Annotated in this window: 22 protein-coding genes; 5 read left to right on the top strand and 17 right to left on the bottom strand. The window is 25.5% G+C overall.

Annotation, left to right across the window (positions count from 1 at the left end; translation table 11 throughout):
* Positions 1-97: 97 nt before the first annotated feature.
* From ABDZ71_RS06060 to ABDZ71_RS06030, 7 genes are read right to left on the bottom strand one after another with little or no spacing between them, the layout of a single operon-like run.
* A complete protein-coding gene (locus ABDZ71_RS06060; protein WP_343759856.1) occupies positions 98-826 on the bottom strand; it encodes a creatininase family protein in 729 nt (242 codons plus the stop codon).
* A complete protein-coding gene (locus tag ABDZ71_RS06055) occupies positions 819-1,457 on the bottom strand; it encodes a bifunctional 4-hydroxy-2-oxoglutarate aldolase/2-dehydro-3-deoxy-phosphogluconate aldolase (RefSeq protein ID WP_343759854.1) in 639 nt (212 codons plus the stop codon). The genes ABDZ71_RS06060 and ABDZ71_RS06055 overlap by 8 nt, the downstream gene beginning before the upstream one ends.
* An 11-nt stretch (positions 1,458-1,468) precedes the next feature.
* Complete coding sequence (locus ABDZ71_RS06050; protein ID WP_343759853.1) at positions 1,469-2,383, bottom strand: phosphotriesterase family protein; 915 nt, start codon at positions 2,381-2,383, stop codon at positions 1,469-1,471.
* 49 nt (positions 2,384-2,432) lie between these two features.
* A complete protein-coding gene (gene ulaA, locus ABDZ71_RS06045; protein WP_343759851.1) occupies positions 2,433-3,695 on the bottom strand; it encodes a PTS ascorbate transporter subunit IIC in 1,263 nt (420 codons plus the stop codon).
* Positions 3,696-3,711: 16 nt separating this feature from the next.
* Positions 3,712-3,981 (bottom strand): PTS sugar transporter subunit IIB, encoded by a 270-nt coding sequence (locus ABDZ71_RS06040; RefSeq protein WP_343759849.1) that lies wholly within the window; start codon positions 3,979-3,981, stop codon positions 3,712-3,714.
* A gap of 12 nt (positions 3,982-3,993) precedes the next feature.
* On the bottom strand, positions 3,994-4,431 hold the full coding sequence (locus ABDZ71_RS06035) for a PTS sugar transporter subunit IIA (RefSeq protein WP_343759847.1): 438 nt from the start codon (positions 4,429-4,431) through the stop codon (positions 3,994-3,996).
* A gap of 58 nt (positions 4,432-4,489) precedes the next feature.
* Positions 4,490-5,230 (bottom strand): GntR family transcriptional regulator, encoded by a 741-nt coding sequence (locus ABDZ71_RS06030; protein WP_343759846.1) that lies wholly within the window; start codon positions 5,228-5,230, stop codon positions 4,490-4,492.
* A gap of 303 nt (positions 5,231-5,533) precedes the next feature.
* On the opposite strand from ABDZ71_RS06030, the gene ABDZ71_RS06025 reads away from it, so the two are divergent.
* Positions 5,534-5,986 carry a hypothetical protein gene (locus ABDZ71_RS06025; protein ID WP_343759844.1) on the top strand — a complete coding sequence of 151 codons (453 nt, stop codon included), beginning with the start codon at positions 5,534-5,536 and terminating at the stop codon, positions 5,984-5,986.
* 150 nt (positions 5,987-6,136) lie between these two features.
* Here ABDZ71_RS06025 and ABDZ71_RS06020 read toward each other — a convergent pair whose 3' ends face one another.
* Positions 6,137-6,646, bottom strand: coding sequence for an LURP-one-related/scramblase family protein (locus ABDZ71_RS06020; protein WP_343759842.1), 510 nt, complete (start codon positions 6,644-6,646; stop codon positions 6,137-6,139).
* A 414-nt stretch (positions 6,647-7,060) separates the two neighbouring features.
* Between ABDZ71_RS06020 and ABDZ71_RS06015 the strand changes: the two genes are divergently transcribed.
* Together ABDZ71_RS06015 and ABDZ71_RS06010 are read left to right on the top strand one after the other, a co-directional pair.
* Complete coding sequence (locus ABDZ71_RS06015; RefSeq protein WP_343759840.1) at positions 7,061-7,888, top strand: GNAT family N-acetyltransferase; 828 nt, start codon at positions 7,061-7,063, stop codon at positions 7,886-7,888.
* Positions 7,889-7,902: 14 nt separating this feature from the next.
* On the top strand, positions 7,903-8,619 hold the full coding sequence (locus tag ABDZ71_RS06010; RefSeq protein ID WP_343759838.1) for a class I SAM-dependent DNA methyltransferase: 717 nt from the start codon (positions 7,903-7,905) through the stop codon (positions 8,617-8,619).
* 145 nt (positions 8,620-8,764) lie between these two features.
* On the opposite strand, the gene ABDZ71_RS06005 is transcribed toward ABDZ71_RS06010, so the two are convergent.
* The 8 genes from ABDZ71_RS06005 to ABDZ71_RS05970 all read right to left on the bottom strand — a co-directional run bounded on the left by ABDZ71_RS06005 (position 8,765) and on the right by ABDZ71_RS05970 (position 16,492).
* Positions 8,765-9,568 carry a lipid II flippase Amj family protein gene (locus ABDZ71_RS06005; protein WP_343759836.1) on the bottom strand — a complete coding sequence of 268 codons (804 nt, stop codon included), beginning with the start codon at positions 9,566-9,568 and terminating at the stop codon, positions 8,765-8,767.
* Between the two features lie 227 nt (positions 9,569-9,795).
* Entirely contained in the window at positions 9,796-11,481 is a 1,686-nt protein-coding gene (locus tag ABDZ71_RS06000; RefSeq protein ID WP_343759835.1) for a hypothetical protein, read from the bottom strand.
* Between the two features lie 242 nt (positions 11,482-11,723).
* Complete coding sequence (locus ABDZ71_RS05995; RefSeq protein ID WP_343759834.1) at positions 11,724-12,605, bottom strand: DMT family transporter; 882 nt, start codon at positions 12,603-12,605, stop codon at positions 11,724-11,726.
* Between the two features lie 15 nt (positions 12,606-12,620).
* The gene (locus tag ABDZ71_RS05990; RefSeq protein ID WP_343759832.1) at positions 12,621-12,905 is read right to left on the bottom strand and encodes a metal-sensing transcriptional repressor; all 285 of its coding nucleotides are present in this window, start codon (positions 12,903-12,905) and stop codon (positions 12,621-12,623) included.
* A gap of 262 nt (positions 12,906-13,167) precedes the next feature.
* Positions 13,168-13,797: a flavodoxin family protein gene (locus tag ABDZ71_RS05985; protein ID WP_343759830.1), complete on the bottom strand. Its 630-nt coding sequence runs from the start codon at positions 13,795-13,797 to the stop codon at positions 13,168-13,170.
* A 282-nt stretch (positions 13,798-14,079) separates the two neighbouring features.
* On the bottom strand, positions 14,080-14,352 hold the full coding sequence (locus ABDZ71_RS05980) for a hypothetical protein (protein ID WP_343759828.1): 273 nt from the start codon (positions 14,350-14,352) through the stop codon (positions 14,080-14,082).
* Between the two features lie 122 nt (positions 14,353-14,474).
* A complete protein-coding gene (locus ABDZ71_RS05975) occupies positions 14,475-15,164 on the bottom strand; it encodes a DUF1287 domain-containing protein (protein ID WP_343759826.1) in 690 nt (229 codons plus the stop codon).
* A 92-nt stretch (positions 15,165-15,256) separates the two neighbouring features.
* Positions 15,257-16,492 (bottom strand): MFS transporter, encoded by a 1,236-nt coding sequence (locus ABDZ71_RS05970; protein ID WP_343759823.1) that lies wholly within the window; start codon positions 16,490-16,492, stop codon positions 15,257-15,259.
* A gap of 317 nt (positions 16,493-16,809) precedes the next feature.
* Between ABDZ71_RS05970 and ABDZ71_RS05965 the strand changes: the two genes are divergently transcribed.
* Positions 16,810-18,177 carry an 8-oxoguanine deaminase gene (locus tag ABDZ71_RS05965; RefSeq protein ID WP_343759820.1) on the top strand — a complete coding sequence of 456 codons (1,368 nt, stop codon included), beginning with the start codon at positions 16,810-16,812 and terminating at the stop codon, positions 18,175-18,177.
* A 162-nt stretch (positions 18,178-18,339) separates the two neighbouring features.
* Entirely contained in the window at positions 18,340-18,687 is a 348-nt protein-coding gene (locus ABDZ71_RS05960; protein WP_343759819.1) for a DUF6483 family protein, read from the top strand.
* A gap of 163 nt (positions 18,688-18,850) precedes the next feature.
* On the opposite strand, the gene ABDZ71_RS05955 is transcribed toward ABDZ71_RS05960, so the two are convergent.
* Positions 18,851-20,656 carry a hypothetical protein gene (locus ABDZ71_RS05955; RefSeq protein ID WP_343759817.1) on the bottom strand — a complete coding sequence of 602 codons (1,806 nt, stop codon included), beginning with the start codon at positions 20,654-20,656 and terminating at the stop codon, positions 18,851-18,853.
* Positions 20,657-21,238 lie beyond the last annotated feature (582 nt).

Here is a 21,238-nt window from a genome sequence, read left to right as displayed (position 1 = left end):
TAAATTATAAAATATAATTGATTTTTACACATTAGGATTAATTTATGCTTTAAATTTAACATAAATTAGTATTAAATCAGTTTATATTTTTAATATTTTATGAATCTATACTTTTTATAATATTCACAATTTTTTCAGTAAAAATCTTTAATAATTTTTCTCCCTTTTCCTTTGTAGCTTTAGTTGGGTCTCCATAGACACCACTCTTACTTAAATCCCCTAAAGAAATAGTTGATTTTCCATATAATAAAGGTTTATTTGGATATTCCTTAACTGCTTTTTCCATATGAACAACTTCAGGTTTTATAGCTAACATAAGAGAAGTTTCAAATTCACAAGCATGTATTAATCCATGCCAAGTATCTGATTCCATTATTTTTTCAATTACATCATTCATATCAGGATAAAAAAGATATATAACTTTTATGCCTATTTCATCTTCTAATTCTCTAGCTGCATATTTCATAGAAGCATTGTTAGCATCGTGACCATTTATAACTATAAGAGTTTTAACTCCATATCTATTTAAACTTGTAGCTGTATCTTTAATTATTTCTTCAACATTATGCTGTTTTAAAGATATTGTACCTGGTATATTACGCCAGACCCATGAATATCCAAAAGAAACTGCTGGTAATAGTAACGCTCCTGTTTCTGTACATACTCTTTTTGATAACTCTTCTGCAATAATAACATCTGTTCCTAAAGGCAAGTGATGTCCATGTTGTTCTAAAGCTCCAATGGGAAGAATTGCTATAGATGTCTCTTTAAATCTTTTTTCTATTTCATCTCTTGTCATATAAATCATTTCATATTTATTAGCCATAAACATCATCCTTTTTTTCTATAACCTTTATATATTCTTTAGCCCTTTGTCTTATATTCTCTTTATTTTCTTTTAATGAACCTCTAGGTATAAGATCACTTCCTATTCCTGCAGCATAAAATCCGTTGTTAAAAAAATGATTAATATTATTTAAATTAACTCCTCCAACTGCTACAAATTTCATATTAGGAAAAGGACCTTTTAAATTTTTAATATAATTTATAGGAAAAGTATTCGCTGGAAATAATTTGCTTATTTTTATATTTTCAGCAGTTGCTTGAGCCACATCTCCTGGAGTAAGTACCCCTGGTAATATATCTACTTTTAAATCATTAACATATCTAACTAACTCTCTATCAAACCCAGGAGTAATTATATAATTTACCCCATTTTTAATCCCTTTATCTACTTGACTCTTATTTATAACTGTTCCCATGCCTAAATTAATATTAGAATTTTTAAAATTCTTATAAATTTCTTTTATAGAATTAAGTCCTTTTTCTTCTTCGCTTAAAGAAACTTCTATTAAGTTTATTCCTTCTTCTAATAATACTTCTACAATAAAAGGTGCATCTTTAGGATTTATATCTCTAAATATTGCAATAATATCATTTTTCTTTAATCTATTCATATATTATCCTCCTAAAATTGGGACAACCAATTTGCTGGATTGTTTTTAAATATAATATCTATCTCCTCTTTTGTAATCCCTTCATCTATGAGTCTTGGAATAAACTTAGTTTTTATAAATTTAAATCCTGGACCGCCACCATAAGCATGTAAATATGAAGCTCTTCCCATATCTCCAGAAATAAGTAACTTATCCAAAAATCCATGATTTATTAAATTTTTTATCAAAGAAACCCTTATACTATCAGGATAATATTTAACTTTTCCAGGACCGTCAAACTGGATATATACCCCTCTTTCTGCTAGTTTTAAATGATAGTATGGATCTGCATTTCTATCTAAATGTCCTACTGCAACTTTTGTAAGATCAATTCCTTCTTCTTCTAATATATCAACCATTTCCATACCCATAGTTCCAGCTTCTGTATGAATCCATATTGGAGCTCCTGTTTCTTTATGTGCTCTTGAAATAGCTCTTGTTGTTTTATCTTCTAATGGATGAACCAAATTATACCATGATCCTCCTTTTAAAAATCCAGCTTTTGCATCTGTGCCATCCATTCCTACTTCTATATCTCTTACTAAAACATCTTTTATCTCTTCAATACTTTTTTCTTCCACCCACTTAGGATAGTATATATGCTTATTAAATCCTGTTGTTGCAACTACATTTACTCCTGCTTCTTTAGACATCTTCTTTAATGTACTACCATCTCTTCCATAATCTAATGTAGAAGCTTCAACTAAAGTTTGTCCACCTACTGCTTTAAAATTCAACAACTCTTTTAAAGTTTTATCATAATCACTTATTTCAAGATCTCTATCCTTCTGAGATTGTGGTGGTACTGCATGTAGATGTTCATGGGAATAAGTAAATCCTAAATCTTCCTTTTTTATATCTCCTAAAACAGTTCTAATTTTACTCACTTTATCATCTCCTAACTTGTATTTTATTTCTAAGTTAAGTAAACCTTATTTAAATTCCAAATAATTTACCTACAAGTCTCATTATTATTATGACTATAATAGCATCTGATGAAGCAAACCACAGACCTTTAATTCCATACTTAGTCACATCTACTAAGGGATATGCTAAGGCAATTAGTATAGAAAATGAAAAACCTAAAAACAAACCTGCTATTATAGCTCCTCTTCTACCACCAGCTTTATTTCCAAATACTCCTGCTGCTCCTCCCATAAAAAATAATCCTATAACACTTGGTAATACAACTACTGGAAGGAATTTCGATATAAATGTTACAATTAATCCACCTACCATTGCTGATAAAAATCCTATTGTAACTGCCATTGGTGAATATGAATAAAATATTGGTACATCAAGAGCTGGTTTTGAACCTGGCACTATTTTTTCACCTATACCTTTAAATGCTGGAACAATTTCTCCAAGAAACATTCTAACTCCTTGAAGTAAAACTAATATCCCTGCTACAAATGTAAGAGCTTGAATTATACTAAATAAGAATATATTTTGACCATTACTTAATTTTAATACTATATCTTTTCCTGCTCCTAATGCAGTTACTATATATATACACACCATTACTATTCCCATTAATATGGACATATCTTTTAAAAAATCAAGCTTTTTAGATACTTTTAATTCTTCACAAGATTTAGATTTATCTCCTAATACTCCTCCAACTAATCCAGATAAACTAATTAATGAACTTCCCCAAAATCCAAATGCCACACTATCATTTCCTGTAACTTTTCTAACCATAGGCTGGGATATTGCAGGAAATAAAACCATAGATATACCTTGTATTAGTGAACCTATTAAAATTAACGTAGATCCACTGAACCCCATTTGATCAAGCACTATTGCCATAGTACCTGCAAAACTAAACATCATATGTCCTGTTAAGAAAATATATTTCCAACGTGTTATTCTAGCAAGAATTAAATTTATAAGAAATGAAAATACCATAATAAGAGCTGTCTCTCTACCTAAAAACTTTTGAACTGCTGCAACAAGAGAATTATCTTCAGCTACAATACCACTTAAATGAAATGCACTTGTAAACATTGAACTAAAAGGAATAAGAGCATTTACAATTATGTTTGCACCGGCTTGAAGAATAAGGAACCCAAAAACCGTTTTCAATGTACCTTTTATTATGTCTGATCCACTCTTTTTTAAAGCTATTAAGCCTACCATTGCAATTATTCCTAAAATAAATGCAGGATTACTTAAAATAGCTGTAATGAAATCTAACATATTATCTCCTCCTTATTTATTTTTTAATATAGGGCAGAATTTTTCTTTCTATCTCTTCTTTATCAAGCAAGTTATCAATTGCTATTACTTCAATATTTTCTTCTTTTATTTCTTCTGCAATCTCTGATGAAGCTACTATAAGATCACATTCTCTTCCTTTAGAAGAACCAAGATCTACAGCTTCCCCATCAACCTCCACATCATATTTTTTCCCTATTTCTTGAATACTCATTAATAACATTAAGCTAGTTCCAAATCCCATTCCACATACTGTTAATATCTTCATTTTATACCTCCATCAAGAAATTATTTTCAAAAAATTCTGATAATTATTTACATACGTTAACTTTTCTACTTTTTCAGGATTAGTAAGCAACTCAGCTAGTTCTTTAATCATACCTAAATGACTTTCATCATCTTTACCTGCTAATGCAAATACAATTTTTACAGGATCATTCTTTTTACTATTAAATTTTACAGGAGTTTTTAGTTTAATAAAACTTATAGATTTTTCATTTACATATTGAGAGGGCCTTGCATGAGGCATTGCTATATGAGGTGCTATAACTATATATGATCCTAATTTATGATATGATTCTATCATAGCATCTACATACTCTTGTTTTATTTTTCCTTCATCTAATAATAAATTTCCTGCTAGTCTTATAACTTCTTCTGGTGTTGAAGCTGTAGCGTTAAAAACTACTAAATTTCTAGTTAAATATTTTTCTAGCAATTAATCACCTCCTAAAAATCAAAGTATTTATTATTAATAAACCAAATAAAGTAAAACTTTATTTGATTTTATCACGGCCATATAAACTAACATTATATTTATATTTGTCTCCTCTTATAGTTACATTAGTAAATTCTATAGGAACAGCATCCTTTATATATGACAATCTTTCAAGATAAAGTACTGGAGACCATATATCAATTTCTAAATGTTCAGCTTCAAATTCTGTTGATTCCCTAGCTTCTAATGTTTCATCTGCTCTTTCTAAAATTAATCCATAATCACTTTCAAGAATGTCATATAATGATTCTTTATTTATTCCTTTTTCTTTTATACCTTTTACAAATTTTTCTCTTAAATAATTTATCATTATAATAAAAGGTTGGTTATTTACATATCTTAATCTTTTTATTTGTATTACTTTTTCATAAGGAGATAAATTTAATTTGCTGACAAGTTTTTTTGAGGGGCTAAGTATTTCATTTATTTCAGTAGAAACGGTTTTAAGTATCATGCCTTTTTCTCTCATCTCTTCTGTAAAACTAGTTATTCTTTCAACATTATGAACCATTTTTGGTTCTTGCACAAATGTTCCACTACCTTGTTTTCTTTGTATAATTCCTTCAATTACAAGCTCATGTATTGCTCTTCTTACAGTCATTCTACTTACACCATATTGTTTTTGTATTTCAGCTTCTGTTGGAAGACTGTCACCAGGTTTAAGATCCTTATCTATTTTCATTTGAATTTTATCTTTTAATTGTTGATATAAGGGAGTATTAGATTTTTTATCTAACATTTTCACACTCCTTTTCTATGTGTTTTTGTATTATTTTAATTATATTATAATTCATCATAACAAATAAAGCAATACATATGTACAAAATACTATATTTTTATTGTTTTAGCCGTATTTTGTATTAAAATATCATAATTCATCATAACATTTATATATATTTGTTATAACATATTTTTTTATAATAACTTATTAGTATTTCTAATTTTTAATCCATGAAATGCATTTTACATAATTAAAAGCTAACTAAAATGTAAAGTTTTGTAACTAATTTCCGAAAATTTATTTAACAGGGAGGAAAAACAAATGTCTGAAATAGCTAATCAACTAAAAAATAAAAAAAGGAAAATGAAACTTTTAGAAAACAAAGTTACAAGCGAATGTTACTTTATTATCTTTGTAGTACTTATTATCTTTGATATATACACAAGATATGTACTTAAACAAGATTCTTATTTTTTACCACTTATATTAGGTCTTGAAGTATATAAAACCTTAAGACTCTGCTCAATTGGAGGATACGATTTAATTAAAAAAAATGGTGGATCTTCAAGTTTTTTATTTTTTATTTTCTTATGCTATCTTTACGAAATACCGGCAAAATACGTACCTGTAAAATGGGATGGTACTTTTCTACTGGTTTATTTTACAGCAATGGTTTTATTAACTGCCTTTTATAAAAAATTTCTTAGATATCTAAATAGAAGATGGAAATCTAAATGGAAGTCTAAAAAATTCCATACAATTTCACATAACTAAACTTCTTTTATTTAAATTATAAAATATATTAAAAAAGTTACCTAATAAAGATATTATTTAACCTTTTTAAAAATTTAAGTTTTAAATAATATAATAAAAGAAACTGTCTCAAAATAATTTTTCAACTATTTTGAGACAGCTTTTTTATTGTTAATTATGTATAGAATTATCTATAGCTAATGTTATTGATATGAATAATTCATATCTACCATTTTTATATGTACAAATTTCATAAATATCATTAAGCGAAAAGTCTTTTTTATCAATCCTTCCATAAATTATGCCATCTTTTTTTACATTAAATTTTTTTCCCAAAATATCTCCTTCAATTAAATAAGTTCCATAATCTCCCCATACATTATATCTAGGTTTTATCCATTTTCTATCTCTTTTTATTGTTGCTTTTATACTATTATCAACTATAAGATCATATCTTGGGCAAACCCCTCCTGCTCTCTTTTTAAGTATAAATTCCTCTTTGCCCTCTAAATTATTTATACATAACTTGTGACCTATAGAAAAAACACTTCCAAAAATTCTATCAAAAACTCCAGCAAAAGCATTTTCTGTAATCTGTGATACCTTCTTATTCTCAATATCATACACAAAGTATTTATCCTTTTTAGAAAATACTTTTTCATCTATATAATAAGTACTCATATTTACCCCCATTGTAATATATTTTCCTCTGATCTCCAGTCCTTATTTGGTCATTTACATAAATGTATTTTATTCCCAAAATACATTCTTTTTTATATTATACTATAAAATTCTCCTTTAATCTTCTATATATAAATAATGTTAGTAAATATTCTAATTTTTAACTCAATTCTTAACAATATTTATATTCCACTTATATAACATAGCAAAATATATTAAAATTCCTATTACACTTTTTGCTATAATAAAATCAGCTTAAAACTTAGTTATTAATAACTACAATCTCTTATACATATTTTTATATTTAAGTGTATTAAATTTTAAAAAGGAATTAAACATTTTTAAAAATATAGCAATAAATACTATCTAACCTATCTCAATAAATACTAAATTTAATATTATGGAGGTACTAGTTTGAATAATACTCTAGAAAATATTAATAAAATAATTGATTACATAGAAGATAACCTAACAGAAGAAATTAATTTAGATACTATATCAGAAATAACCCATTATTCTAAATATCATTTTCATAGATTATTTTCAAATACAATTAATTTTACACTTCATAATTATGTTCAAAGACGAAGGCTAAATGAAGCGGCAAAATTACTTGTATTTACTAAAAGGCCTATTATAGATATCGCCTTATTATCTGGTTATAAAAGTCAACAAGCTTTCACTACTGCTTTTAAACTATTATATAAAAAATCACCTTATGCTTTTCGCAAAAGCAAAGAATATTATCCCCTACAATTAAAGTTTGTATTTGATAATTCAAAAAAAACTTTGCTTAATAAACACAATATAATCTTAGCAGACTATAAACACATTAAAGCTTGGATGGATTTAGTATATATTGTAAAAAACGATTTCCCTGGATTGATAGTTAAAGACTACATAAGACTATTAAAAGAACATATTTATAATAAAAGTGCATTAATTATAATAAAAAACTCCATAGCAATTGGTATCATGGGTTTTTCTTATAAAAATAAAAGCATTGATTTTTTAGCTGTTCATCCTGATTATAGACAAAAAGGGATTGCAAAAGCTTTTTTAAAAAAAGTAATTAATGAATTTCTTAAAGGCTCTGATATCACTGTAACTACTTATCGTGAAGGGGATAAGTATGGGAAAACTACACGAGATATGTATAAAAAGTTAGGATTCAAAAATTCAAAGCTTTTGATAGAATTTGGATACCCTACTGAGAAGCTTATAAAAAAATCATCTATCTAAAAGGAGGATAACAAATGTATAAAGATTTTGATACAATATCACAATATTATGATCTAATGTATGTTAAATCTGATAATTATAAAAAAGATGTTAATAAAATTATAGATATATTTAATACATATAATTCTAGTGACAGCAACAAATTATTAGATATAGCCTGTGGTACAGGAGGACATGCAAGTTTTTTGAAAAATACTTTTGATGTTACAGGGATAGATTTAAGCGATGCAATGCTTAAAATTGCCAAAACTAAGTTTTCTGATATCTCTTTTGTAAAAGCAGATATGTTTGACTTCAATCTTCCATTAAACTTTGATATAATTGTAAATCTATATGGATCAATTGGATACGCTAAGGATTATAATCAACTTTTAAAAGGACTCCAATTAATAAATAAACATCTTAAAAAAGGTGGTATCTTTATTCTTACTCCTTGGTCAACAAAAGAAACTTTTAAATCTGGTTTATTCACAGATACCAAAACTCAAGGAAATATAAACTATTCTAGAATGGAATCTATTAATCTTTTAAATGATGGAAAAATCAATATAGATATGCACCATCTTATAGGTAAAAATAATAATATTAATTATTATCATAATACAATGTCTATTTCACTTTTTAGCGAAACTGAATATGTAAAAGCTATTAAAAAAGCTGGATTAAAAATATTAAAAAGACTAGATGAAACTGAATTTTGTATGGGAGCATTTATATGTACTAAATATTAAAATCATAAATTTGAATTCTACAAATTTACATAAGGATTTTATTTATTCAATTTTATTATATTAAGATAATCCACTTATTTAAAATACACTTCTATTAGTTTAAGAAATACCTAGCAGAATTACTCTATTAACTGCTAGGTGTTTTTTAAATTAATTTTGCTATATATCCTATAACTTTAGCTGATGGAACTAATAAAAACTGAGCCAAAATTGTACCTGCTATTAGTCCTCCTACAATAAAAATCACACATCTATTAAACTGAAATTGACTACAATCCCCTCTTATAACATCATCTGTTAGCATTGATATAAAAGGATCTATAAATATAAACATAAGTATTGTTGAAAGACCATTTATTACAGATGATAAAGTACTGCAAGTTGTTCTTAATTCCGGATTTAAACACCCTGCATAAAGTGATGCTAAAATTCCAACGGTTGTTATTGCAAAAGCTACTGTATTAAATAACACAATCTTTTTAGGAATCATTTTGAAACTTTTTAATTGAGCTAAATTTTGCTTTTTAGGTCTTGTAATACTACTTTTAAACTGTTCTATACCAGATTTTGAAAAACCATGTATCAGTAATTTAGGTATAGAACGATATATGCTAAACCCTTCTACCGCTTTTCCAAAAACTTTTATAAATGTTGGCATAAGTAATGCTCCAATAATTGTTGCTAGTGTTGTAGAAAATAGTATCCATCTAAAAATAGGTAATAAACTCTCAGGATTTCCTGTTTTTATAGTACTTTCTATTGTTTTAGCTAATAATGGCGCTTGAACACTATTTGCAGTTCTTGAAATTAATGAAAATATATTAAACACAGCAAATGATATGGCTATTCTTCCCGTTCTTACTCCAACAATTCTTACAGAATAAGCTAAAGTTGAAATTATGTATATAATAAATGTAAGAATTAAAACTATAAGTACTTGTGTAGACATTTGTTTTCCTCCAGTCATATTGTTTTTTAAGTACTTCTTAATATTTTATAGTTGATTATACCATATTTTACATATCATCATACATTAACTCTTTATTACGTTTTTATACTATTTTAAAACAATATAAACTTACTGTTTATTAATTATAAATAATGTTTCTTTTGTAAATTATTCAAAAACAAAAGGCTTAGATTTTCATTAAGCCTTTTATTATAAAATTTATCCTATTAATCATCTTTTGTTATACTCTCTAAATACATCTTTTTAGATAAAAACTGATCAAAATATTCGTATTTTTTCCTTATAGTAACCTTCTTTTCTTTTTCTCCTTTTTCAGTAAAATACTTATATATAACTTCACTTTTTGTATTTTCAATCAAAGATTCTATAAACAACATATATTCATCATCATAATTATTAATTAAATAATCAAAAGCAAATGTAAATACTTTCTCAAATTCTTTTAAATCATCTATTCTTTTATGTTTAAGAATATCCTTTAATTTTCCTATATCCTTTTTACAAATTGCTTTTTCATATTCTTTATCAACATACTTATTAAATTCAATTCTATTAGAAATATTTATTTTTTCTATGAATTTTTTTATTTTTTCATTACACTCTAATTCAATAGAAAAATTCTTGTTAATATAAGACCAGTCATCTTCATTATAAACATTAGGACTTACATTTAATGTAGGTCTATAAAGTAGTTTAGTAATATAAAATAGCTTTTCTTTATAAACTTCTCCTTTATTTAAATGTATAAAAGCATCCATCATAGAAATAACCTGTTTTTGATTAATAAAATACTCTAAATTTTTATATTCTATTTTTTCATTAATTTTTTCTATTAATTTTTCATATGATTCTTCATCCAATTTATATAAATTCCATAATAAGGATATATCCTTTCTTATTTCTAAATCTTTTTTTAAATATTCTTTTATATTACTTATATCATATTCTTTACGATAAAATATCTTTTTTATTTCCCTCATTATAATCTGTTTATCAATGTTATTGTAATAACTACTAGTTATTTTATATTTATCTTCCCAATAATTATAAATAATATCTTTTGAAGCTTCAATTACAACATAATCTAATTTATTATAAGAACCACCTGTTATCATAGAAACTTCATTTTCTAATTTGCATAAAAGATCAATAAATCTTATATATATTCTAATATTTTTTATACTTGTCTTATTATATTTGCAAGGAACATTTTTTATATTACTATAAAAGTCTTCTTTGTAAATATTTATTATAGCATCTTCATACTCTACATCCTTATCTTTTCTTCTACTTCTTAAAATTTCTCTTAAAACATTATCATTTATACTAGTAATACAAAATTCATAATCTAATACTTTTTCTCTATAGGAATTAAATAATTCTCTATCTTCCTCTTTTAGTTTTAATAAATTTGAAATAACAATAACATCAAATTTATGTGAAGAACGTTCTATTAATCCTAATAAATCTTTAAGATGAATTTCATCAGATTTCCTTTCTATATCATCAAAACATAGAACAATCTTTTTTCCATTTAAAAGCTTTTCAGGTATATTATCAATAGAAAAACAATTTATATATTCATTTAAATCTACTCCTATAAATTTTTTAGATATATCACTTATTGCTTTACCTGCTATAGGAATATTGTCTATGGTCTTCATAAATGGTACAAATTGCATTAAAAGCTCATTTTCTATTTCTCTTAAGCTATTGTATCCAAAAAAAGATATATATTTTAACTCATACTTACTGTCCTCTTTTTCAAAAAGCTGATTTTTTATTAAAAAAGTTTTCCCTATTCCCCAATCTCCATCAACAAATATACTAACTCTTTCTTTAGAATTATTAAGTAAATATTTAATATTTTTAAGTACATTATTGCTGTCCATTACACTCTCCCCTTATGTAGTATAATCACATAATTAATCCCCTTATTTCATTTATATTTATACTCATAAAATATAATTCTTTATTCTTTTTAAATTCCTTATTTATTATAAAAATAAAAAACATCTAAACTAATATATAATATGCACTATCATAGTAGACAATTAAAATAATATAGCCATAACTATAAAGTAAACATATCATTTCTTAGTTTTTAGATGTTTTTATTAGAAAATAGTAAATATTACTGATTATTAGTATCTATAGAAGCAAAATAAGTTCCAAATATCATAATTATAAATGCAATAACAAATAAAATAGTAGGTATCTCAAAAAATATAACAAAAGAAAGTAAAGCTCCAATAAAAGGAGCAATAGCATAATAAGCACTTGTCTTAGCAGCTCCAAGTTCTCGTTGAGAATATACATAGAAAAATATACTTAAACCATAAGCAACAAAACCTAATAAAAGTGTGTAAATTATATAAGTTATATCATTACAAGTATCTCCAATAAAAAAAGCAATTAATAAAGAACCTAATCCAGATCCAAAACCTTTAATTACTACAACTTGTAATGGATCTTTTATGGATAACATTCTTGTACAGTTATTTTCAAATCCCCAAGAAACACATGCAAGTAAAACGAAAATAGAACCAAAAGAAAATGAAAAACTACTAATATCTTCAATTGAAAGAACAATACTAGAAATCGTAATCAACACTATAGCAATCCATAACCTTTTGCTTATAGATTCTTTAAATATTAAAAGTGCAATTATTGAAGTAGCTACAATTTCAAAATTATTTAAAAGAGATACATTTTCAGGACTAGTCATAGTTAAACCTATCATAAGAAAAATAGGGGCTAATATATCCAAAACTACCATGCCAATTGTATAGGGCATTTCTTTCTTTGTTAATGACATTTCTTTTTTATACTTTCCTGTTTTATATCTAAACAAAGCTATTATAGACATTCCAATACCTGCACCAAGATATAACAATCCTGCCATCATAGTGGGAGAAATTTTATTTAAAAGTATTTTTGAAAATGGAGAACTAATAGCATATAATGCTGCTGCTAAAATAGCCATAAATACTGCACTATTATGTCTTGATTTCAAAATTATCCCTCCAATCTATTTCATAAATTTATCGATTGCATAAGATAAATCTTCTAAAACTTTTTCATCTCCAGTTAAAGCTGCATCTACAACACAATGTTTAATGTGGTCTTGTAAAATTATTTTCCCTATATTATTAACTGCTGATTTAACAGCAGCAATTTGAATTAGAACTTCACTACATTCTCGTCCATCTTCCACCATTTTTTTTACAGATTGCAAATGTCCTATTGCTCTTGAAAGTCGGTTGATAACCGCTTGTGTATTTTCATGTTCATGTTTTTTGTCTTTATTATCCATAATATCACTCCTTTCATATCCCCCTATAGGGGATATAAAAATCATACCACATTATGGTTTTATATACAATAAATCCTATCAAAATAACTGATTAATAAAAGTTTCCAAGAATATTTTATAAAATACAATAACTTAGTTTTGCTATCAATAGGTTTAAAAGAGTAAACAACCTACAAATCAAACTAGAATACTAACTAGTTGCTTATTTGAATTTAGTACCTAAAACAAAATTAAAGGAGTTATATTTCTATAACTCCCTTAATTAATCTAAACTTGATCTAAGTTTTTTCTCTGTTTCTTTTCTTAACCTAATAGTTTTTCTTAGCTTTATTCCAGCTTTTTTCACTTGATCTAAAGCATCTTGATTTTTAAGTGCCTCACCTTTTTTAAACAATTTTAAAATTTTAACAGTTTCTATTACTCTATACCCTAATCCTTCAAGAGGTTGACTCATAGCTTCAGCAGTAAATCCCATGTCTTTTTCATCACTTTGCTCACATATAGATATAACTACAGCATATTTACCTCCTAATACTTCATTAATACTTGACCATACTGAACGGTCATCTTCTGCAAATATTTGAAAACAATATAATCTTTCAATAAAAGCTTTCATATCTGAAGTTATATTATAGAAATATGTAGGTGAACCCATAATGATAGCATCTGCTTCTAATATACGTGGATATAATTTTTGCATATCATCCTTTATTACACATTTATATGTATCTTTGCATCCTTCACATCCAATGCACCCTCTAATATTATAATCTCCAAGAAAAATCATCTCAGTTTCAATTTCTTCACATTGAACTTCATTTAAAGCTTCTTGTACTAAACAGGCTGTATTTCCATTTTTTCTTCTACTTCCTACAATACCTAATACTTTCATTATATTACCTCCACATATATATAATATATAACAGTTAACTTTATATAATACATTTAGTTTATTTTGTTAATAATCTTATAAACTTATCACCTAACTAATATCTTGAAAATTTTATTATAACTAGTATTCTTATTACAAATTAAAATATAATAATATTATCATGTAAATAGCAAAAAATTATAGGATTAAATCCTATAACTTTTATAATACAACTTTACAAATGTAATAAAAACATTATTTTTTATAATTAAAAAAATATTTACTATTATATATAAGTAAATATCAATTTGTCTTTCTTCTTAAAAATGAAGTTCTTGATATTAAACGTCCAATAAAAATAAACATAAAAACTGAAAAAAGTATTACGTTCAAAGGAAGGTTAAACCCTAATATAGAAATCACATTAGTATTTATTCCAACATAAGAACCTATTATAGCTAATACTACAAATAAAATCTCCTTATGCCAATTCAACTTTTTATTATTTTTTATTCCTATACACAAACCTAACATTGAAAAAATTATAAAAGTAATTATATTACTAAGTATATTCATATATCCTCCTTTAAAACCTAAAATTTTTATTTATATTTAATGTTTACTTTTCACCACCTTGCAGTATTTATACTATAATTTTAACATATTAACCACTTATTTACTAACAACATTCATATATTCTAATTACTTTTTTTGTTCTCAAATCTATAATGAGCTGTAATAGGTGATTTTTTAGAATACTTAATTAATGCATCCTCTTCTCTCTTAGACTGGGCTGCATTATGAATAATATATGCCACTCCCTCACTATTCCTTTTATCTGATACAATTGCAATATGAGAATACTTTTTACCGAATATAACAATATCACCTGGCTGCCACTGACTTATTTTATGTGGATCTAAAGTATATGAAATTGCATTTCTATCAAAATAAACTTTTAAATTAGGTACTCTTCTAAAATCAATATTTTTATCTGGTTTACCATTAACCCATGGATACATTGATAAATTATTACTTATATCCTTGTCCACCATATCTTTAAGAGAATATCCAGCATTTTCAAAGGCTCTCCATATAACATCTGTACAAACACCTTCATTTTTAGGAGGATATCCACCTTCATAGTAAACACTCTTATACTTAGGTTTATTTTGAGCATCTTTTCTAGCTCCTAATAAAATATCCCTATAATCATCTATTCCATTTTTATTATAATCATTTTTACTTTTTATAGTTTTAATATTAAATTTCTTTGCCTTATAGGATTTTTTAGGAATCAAGTTCCAATAAGATAGAACATTATACGCTACTATAAAAATAACAGCTATAATAGAAAAAAATATTATTTTCTTTGGTTTTATTTTCATTACTCCATCTCCTATTATACAAATAATGGTTTTTACATAAATTCCTAACTATTATATCATAACCATTATATTTTGTAATTTTAATTATTAATCTAACTGTTTATAACTTCCTTAACTTCTGGTAAAAATAAAACATAAATAATAAAAATCAAAAATACAATATAATCTCCTGAAACAATAAAATTTATTCTTAATTTTTCTGCTAACAGTCCTGCAATTAACATGCCTACTGGCATTAAAGCTGAGGATATAGTATTTTTAAATGCAAATATTTTTCCTCTTATCTTTGATGGAACATTGTTTTGTAAACTTATTTGAATCAATGAATTAATAACTGCTAAACTTATTCCATTAATAAAGAACATACTGTAAATTATAATTCTATTCATTGTAAAAGAATAAACAATCATTGTACTAGAAATTAATACCCCACTTAAAATAAACATCATAAATTTTTTATCAGATTTTATATTAATTACAGATAAAAAACTAAAACCCACAAACATACCTAATGTATTAATACCCATTGCTACACCATAAGCTACTATTCCCAATTGTTTATTAAGTTGAAACCAAGGCAATGTTAAAGTCATTGACATAACTGCACATAAGTTTAAAAAAGATATTACCATATAAAGATATTTCAATCCTTTAAAATTTTTAATAAATCTTATGCCAAACCTTAAATCCTCTAAAAAAGTTAATTCTTCTGAATGTTTTTCAACCTTATGTATTTTGATAAAATATTCACTAAAAGCAGAAATCAAGAAACTTATTCCATTAAATAAAAAGACTATAGGTATACCTAATAATTTAATTAAAAATCCTCCAAATGCATACCCAATCATATTATTTGCTGTACTCATAGAAGAAAATACTGAATTTGCTTTAATTAGTTTTGACTTAGGAACAAGCTCTGGAATAATTGAATCTATTGATGGATTGAAAAAACAAGTACATAATCCTACAATACTACCTATTAAAACTACCATCCATATTTTTAAAATTCCTAATATAGATGCTAATCCAACAAAAATAATACCTATTCCGCTAATAGTATCAGTAATTATCAATATTATCTTTTTATCATACCTATCAATAAATGTACCTGCAAAAGGCGAAACAATAATTTCAGGTATTATTGTAATGGCAGTAAATACTGCCATAAGAGATACTGAACCAGTCTTTGTAAGAATCCAAAGTTTTAATGCTGTATCATATATTATATTACCAAACACTGATACTAGTTGTCCTTGAAATAACAAAGAAAAATTATGTGTCCATAACCTTTCTTTTTTTATATTATTATCACTTTTTTTACACTCCATCTTTTCTCCCTTCTAAAAATCGACCTAAATCTAAAATGTAAAGAAATTAATTCCATATATTAGTTTTCACTTTAAAACTATCTATTCTTAGTTAATTGTTGTAAAACATATATAATTATACTAGTATACTTAATATTTTTCCATAATTTATATAAAATGTTATAAGGATACTTTTTAATAATAAGAAATTATTATTTATTATTTGATCTATTTATAATTGAATATCTAATTTTTAAAATATATAATGTAAATATATTGAAATTAATATATTTTAATATTAGTCGCATAAAATTATATATGTAAGGGGGACTATGTAAATGTCATTACTTTTAAAAAATATCTCAAAAATAATAACATTTGATGATAAAAAACAAATTTTAGATAGCGAGGACATTCTAATAAAAGATAATCAAATACATTCTATAGGTAAAAATATCATTGTAGACCAAAATGTTGAAGTAATTGATTGTTCTAATCTATTAGCAATGCCTGGCTTTGTAAATACCCATCATCATTTTTATCAATCTTTATTTAGAGGAATAGATGAAGTTCAAGAAAAACCTCTTTTTCCTTGGTTAGTTGGACTATATGAATTTTGGAAACATCTAAATCCAGAAGCTGTATATTATGGTGCTTTAGTAGCATTTACTGAACTTCTTAGAACTGGATGTACAACATCTATGGATCACCATTATCTTTTTCCAAATAATACATCTGGTAAATTAATTGATGAACAAATAAAAGCTGCATCTAAAATAGGTATGCGCTTTCATGCTACTCGCGGTTCTATGTCTCTTGGAAAAAGCAAAGGAGGTTTACCTCCAGATAACGTAGTTCAAACTGAAGATGTAATTTTAGAGGACTCAGAAAGACTTATAAATAAATATCATGACAATAGTAGATTTTCCATGCAAAAAATAGCACTAGCTCCTTGTTCTCCTTTTTCAGTAAGTAAAAATTTAATGATTGAATCACAAAAATTAGCTAGAAAAAAAGGGGTTATGCTTCATACACATCTTGCTGAAACAAAAGATGAAGAAGATTTTTGTTTAAATATGTATGGTAAAAAACCTGTTGATTTAATGGAAGAAGTTAAATGGATAGGCAGTGACGTATGGTTTGCCCATGTTATTCATGTGAATGCTGATGAAATAAAAAGATTAAAAGGATGTGGAGTATCTCATTGTCCTTCATCTAATATGAAATTATCTAGTGGAATATGTCCTACTACTGACCTTTTAAATGCTGGAGTTAAATTAAGTATAGCTGTAGACGGAAGCGCTTCCAATGATGCTTCAAATATGTGGGAAGAAGTTAGACGAGCTTATCTATTAAATCATTTAAAATATGGAACAAAAGGATTAAATGCCTATGAAGTATTAAAATGTGCTACTAGGGGTGGAGCTGAAGTACTTGGAAGAGACGATATTGGGATTTTATCTAAAGGTAAAGCTGCTGATATAGTTCTTTACGATTTGAATGATGTTGCATATGCAGGATGTCATAACCCACTTGTAGGTCTAGTAACTTGTGGTAACAGTAGTCTTGTAAAAATGACTATTGTTAACGGTAAAGTTGTAGTTAAAGATGGTAAACTTGCCACTTTGGATGAAAATTCAATATTTAAAAAAGCCAATAAAATAGCAAATGATTTAGTTAAATATGAAAGAGAAAATAGAATGTAGCATTTTAAAAATCACAAAATATCTCTTAGTAATTATAAATAAAAACAACTAAAACTGAATACATAAACACTGCTTATTTATACTACTATTGTGTTATAATATTCCTTAGTATTATAAATCAATTAATGGTACTTATATATTTGGTTTTAATGTGAAAATCTTATGAATATAGAAAAACTTATTGAAGGAGTTGGAAGAGCCTTGGGTAAATTGGTTTCTAACAAAGATAAAAAAACTAGTGAAAAAATCGTTATTAATAAAGTAGGTTCTCAAGATATATTTAAAATTATTTTCAATAAATTATATCATGAGGGAAGCTATGATAAAGCAGAAGATTTAATTTTTGATGAATTAGAAAAAAATAACTCTCCTGAAGTATATGAAATAGCTATTGACTTTTATAATTGCCTACTTGAAAAAAGTGATGAAGAACTAACTAAAAATAATTTGCCTCGAAAAGAAATATATCAAGGTTTAGAAGATTTAAAAGAATTTAAAATTAATTCTTAATCCATATGTTATTTTTTAAAGTTATGCTAATATCTAAGATTAAATACTATAAAATTATATACATTAATAACTTATGTAAATTATGCTATCATAAAAAGAAAGGCCTAAAATTAAAGCCTTTCTTTTTTATTAATTTAAAATTTATTATGAATCATTCTTTATATTATTTACTATACCCAACTATTTCTCTAAAATATCTTTTCACATTCACTGTATTTAATAAATGTCCATTATTTTGAGGACTTATTCTTATTATATTTACACCAGGATTTAGTTTCATATTTCTACTTGGAATTTCTTTTCTTACAGCCCAATTTAATCTATCTATTACATTATTTATATGACTAGGTCCATATATAGTAGCTCCACTATATTGATTTGTTAATACAAACTCACCTTTTCCTTGCACATCTATAGTTACATCTTTATAATTTCCTGTTTTATTATTTATTTTCAAATCAACATAAGAATCTAATCCGTTAAATGTTACTTTTGATCCTTCCACCTTAATATTTTTCCCACCATTTTTTAATAGTTCTGCTTCATATTTATCAGAAGATTGTTTTACTCCATTTTCATTTATTGAAACAGTATCTACATAACTACTTTCAAATGGTTTTACTAAAACTTTAAGTTTATTTTCTCCTTTTACAAGCTCTATTTTATCTTCTTTATTATATTTATTATTATTTAAATTTAATACTCTCAAATTAGAAATTAAATTTAAACCTTTAGCTGTAGAAGTTACAGAATCCCCTAAGTTAATTTTATATTCCCCTTTTTCTGGTGCATTAAATTTATATGTTATATATTGTCTTGTGTTTCCTAAATATACTACATTTTGATCTGGTGAATAGTAAGCTGCACTTTGATTAATAGCATCTCTGACATTAAAAGTTTTATCAAGATCAAGTTCTTTTTTTATTGGATTAAGATTTGTAACATCAGAATCATTTAAAGGAATAAACTCTACATGTGATATTTTAACGTTTCCTCCATTTACATTTTCTACTTCTACAGTATTCTCACCTTTAGATAAAACAACAACTGGTCCATCTACAGTAGTATATTTATCTGCTGTTGTTTTAGAAATGTTTGTCTCAGCTATTTTTTTATCTCTAAAAGACAAACTAAGATTAGTATCACTGTTAGCAATAACATGATATTTCACTCTATATTTAGTACCATTTTCAACAAAAGGTCCATTTTTAGATGAAGTCTTGTTTTCAAAATCATCATTATTATAATAATTAAATTTAAGAACATCTCCTTGTTTTGAAGAAATTTTAGGTACTGGTTTTAATGCATAGTTATTTGTCATATTAAGAGATGATGGAGATATTTCTACCCACATGTCATCGTAGCTTAAATGTCCTAAAGGGCCTACTTTAGAAGCATTTAAATATACCGATTCATTGCTTACATTTGTATGATCAAATAAACCTGTTGATGGTCGTCCAAAGTTATCATAGCTTACTTTTGCAGTTCCAGCTAAAAGTTTCATTTGATTTTTAGTTCCTTGTTGAAGAAATTGAAATGAACCTTTTTTTTCGTCTTCTAACTCAACATAACAGAATTGTTTTGTTGCAAAGTTTAAATATTTACCATTCATTTTAAAATATCCAATATCTTTATCTTTAATTAATTGACCAGCTACTCCTGGTTTTTCTTCTTTATAAATTTGAATTGGAGTTGCTTTCTCTTCTGACGGATCAACATATAAATAATCACCTGTAAGCTTATCTTTATGTGAAACTCCACCCTTTTCATAAGAATCATAATCTCTTCCTTTAGAAATTAGATAATAATTTTCACCTGACAATACTGGATTACCATTGATGTCCCTTAATTTTGCATTTACATTTTCCTGGGCTTTTGCTGTTATATTACTGTAACCAGTTACAGATATAGCCGCTAAAGCCACTATTAAACCAATCCTCTTTAACATTTTCCTTACGTTTTTTTTCATAATTTTCCCCCTATTGTTTATTTTCAGTTAATAGATAGTATAAAACTACTTGTTTTTATATTTTAATCTACTAGAGTATATATGATTTACAAATAATAAAGAATTTCTATTTTTGGCATCAGTGCTGCTCTGTCTAAAATTTCAAATTCTTCATAAAAAATATATAATATCTCTCTCTAAAAAAGATGACAGTATTATTTTTTTAAATCTATAAGTAAATGTAAAATACCCTAATAAGATTTAAATATCATTTGTATAAAATTTAACAAACCTATGTGTACAAATAAATAATTAAAAATAATAATTATCACATAAAACTTTATTTTACAATTAATAACATAAAAACCATGTTAATAAATTCATTTTTTAACAATTAATATTATATTGGTTATATTATAATATAAATTTTAATTATTTTAAATACTATATTTAATATTTTTTGTAAATATTATATTATTTTTGTAATATTATATTAAATTTCTACATTTTACTTTTATTTTATGTATAAAATGTAATTTATTGTATTAATTATTATACAAAACCATAAAAAAAGAATATGCTATAAATTCAGCATATTCCTTC

The sequence above is a fragment of the Clostridium oceanicum genome (assembly GCF_039521385.1).
In the GTDB taxonomy this organism is placed as follows: Bacteria; Bacillota; Clostridia; order Clostridiales; family Clostridiaceae; genus Clostridium_F; species Clostridium_F oceanicum.
The sequence above is the reverse complement of the archived record's forward strand: the minus strand, read 5'-3'. Positions and strand labels throughout refer to the sequence as shown.

Coding starts and splice junctions, on each gene's coding strand:
- ABDZ71_RS06060 (WP_343759856.1), bottom strand. CDS start 826: ATGGCTAATAAATATGAAATGATTTATATGACAAGAGATGAAATAGAA.
- ABDZ71_RS06055 (WP_343759854.1), bottom strand. CDS start 1,457: ATGAATAGATTAAAGAAAAATGATATTATTGCAATATTTAGAGATATA.
- ulaA (WP_343759851.1), bottom strand. CDS start 3,695: ATGTTAGATTTCATTACAGCTATTTTAAGTAATCCTGCATTTATTTTA.
- ABDZ71_RS06040 (WP_343759849.1), bottom strand. CDS start 3,981: ATGAAGATATTAACAGTATGTGGAATGGGATTTGGAACTAGCTTAATG.
- ABDZ71_RS06030 (WP_343759846.1), bottom strand. CDS start 5,230: ATGTTAGATAAAAAATCTAATACTCCCTTATATCAACAATTAAAAGAT.
- ABDZ71_RS06025 (WP_343759844.1), top strand. CDS start 5,534: ATGTCTGAAATAGCTAATCAACTAAAAAATAAAAAAAGGAAAATGAAA.
- ABDZ71_RS06020 (WP_343759842.1), bottom strand. CDS start 6,646: ATGAGTACTTATTATATAGATGAAAAAGTATTTTCTAAAAAGGATAAA.
- ABDZ71_RS06010 (WP_343759838.1), top strand. CDS start 7,903: ATGTATAAAGATTTTGATACAATATCACAATATTATGATCTAATGTAT.
- ABDZ71_RS06005 (WP_343759836.1), bottom strand. CDS start 9,568: ATGTCTACACAAGTACTTATAGTTTTAATTCTTACATTTATTATATAC.
- ABDZ71_RS06000 (WP_343759835.1), bottom strand. CDS start 11,481: ATGGACAGCAATAATGTACTTAAAAATATTAAATATTTACTTAATAAT.
- ABDZ71_RS05990 (WP_343759832.1), bottom strand. CDS start 12,905: ATGGATAATAAAGACAAAAAACATGAACATGAAAATACACAAGCGGTT.
- ABDZ71_RS05985 (WP_343759830.1), bottom strand. CDS start 13,797: ATGAAAGTATTAGGTATTGTAGGAAGTAGAAGAAAAAATGGAAATACA.
- ABDZ71_RS05980 (WP_343759828.1), bottom strand. CDS start 14,352: ATGAATATACTTAGTAATATAATTACTTTTATAATTTTTTCAATGTTA.
- ABDZ71_RS05975 (WP_343759826.1), bottom strand. CDS start 15,164: ATGAAAATAAAACCAAAGAAAATAATATTTTTTTCTATTATAGCTGTT.
- ABDZ71_RS05970 (WP_343759823.1), bottom strand. CDS start 16,492: ATGGAGTGTAAAAAAAGTGATAATAATATAAAAAAAGAAAGGTTATGG.
- ABDZ71_RS05965 (WP_343759820.1), top strand. CDS start 16,810: ATGTCATTACTTTTAAAAAATATCTCAAAAATAATAACATTTGATGAT.
- ABDZ71_RS05960 (WP_343759819.1), top strand. CDS start 18,340: ATGAATATAGAAAAACTTATTGAAGGAGTTGGAAGAGCCTTGGGTAAA.
- ABDZ71_RS05955 (WP_343759817.1), bottom strand. CDS start 20,656: ATGAAAAAAAACGTAAGGAAAATGTTAAAGAGGATTGGTTTAATAGTG.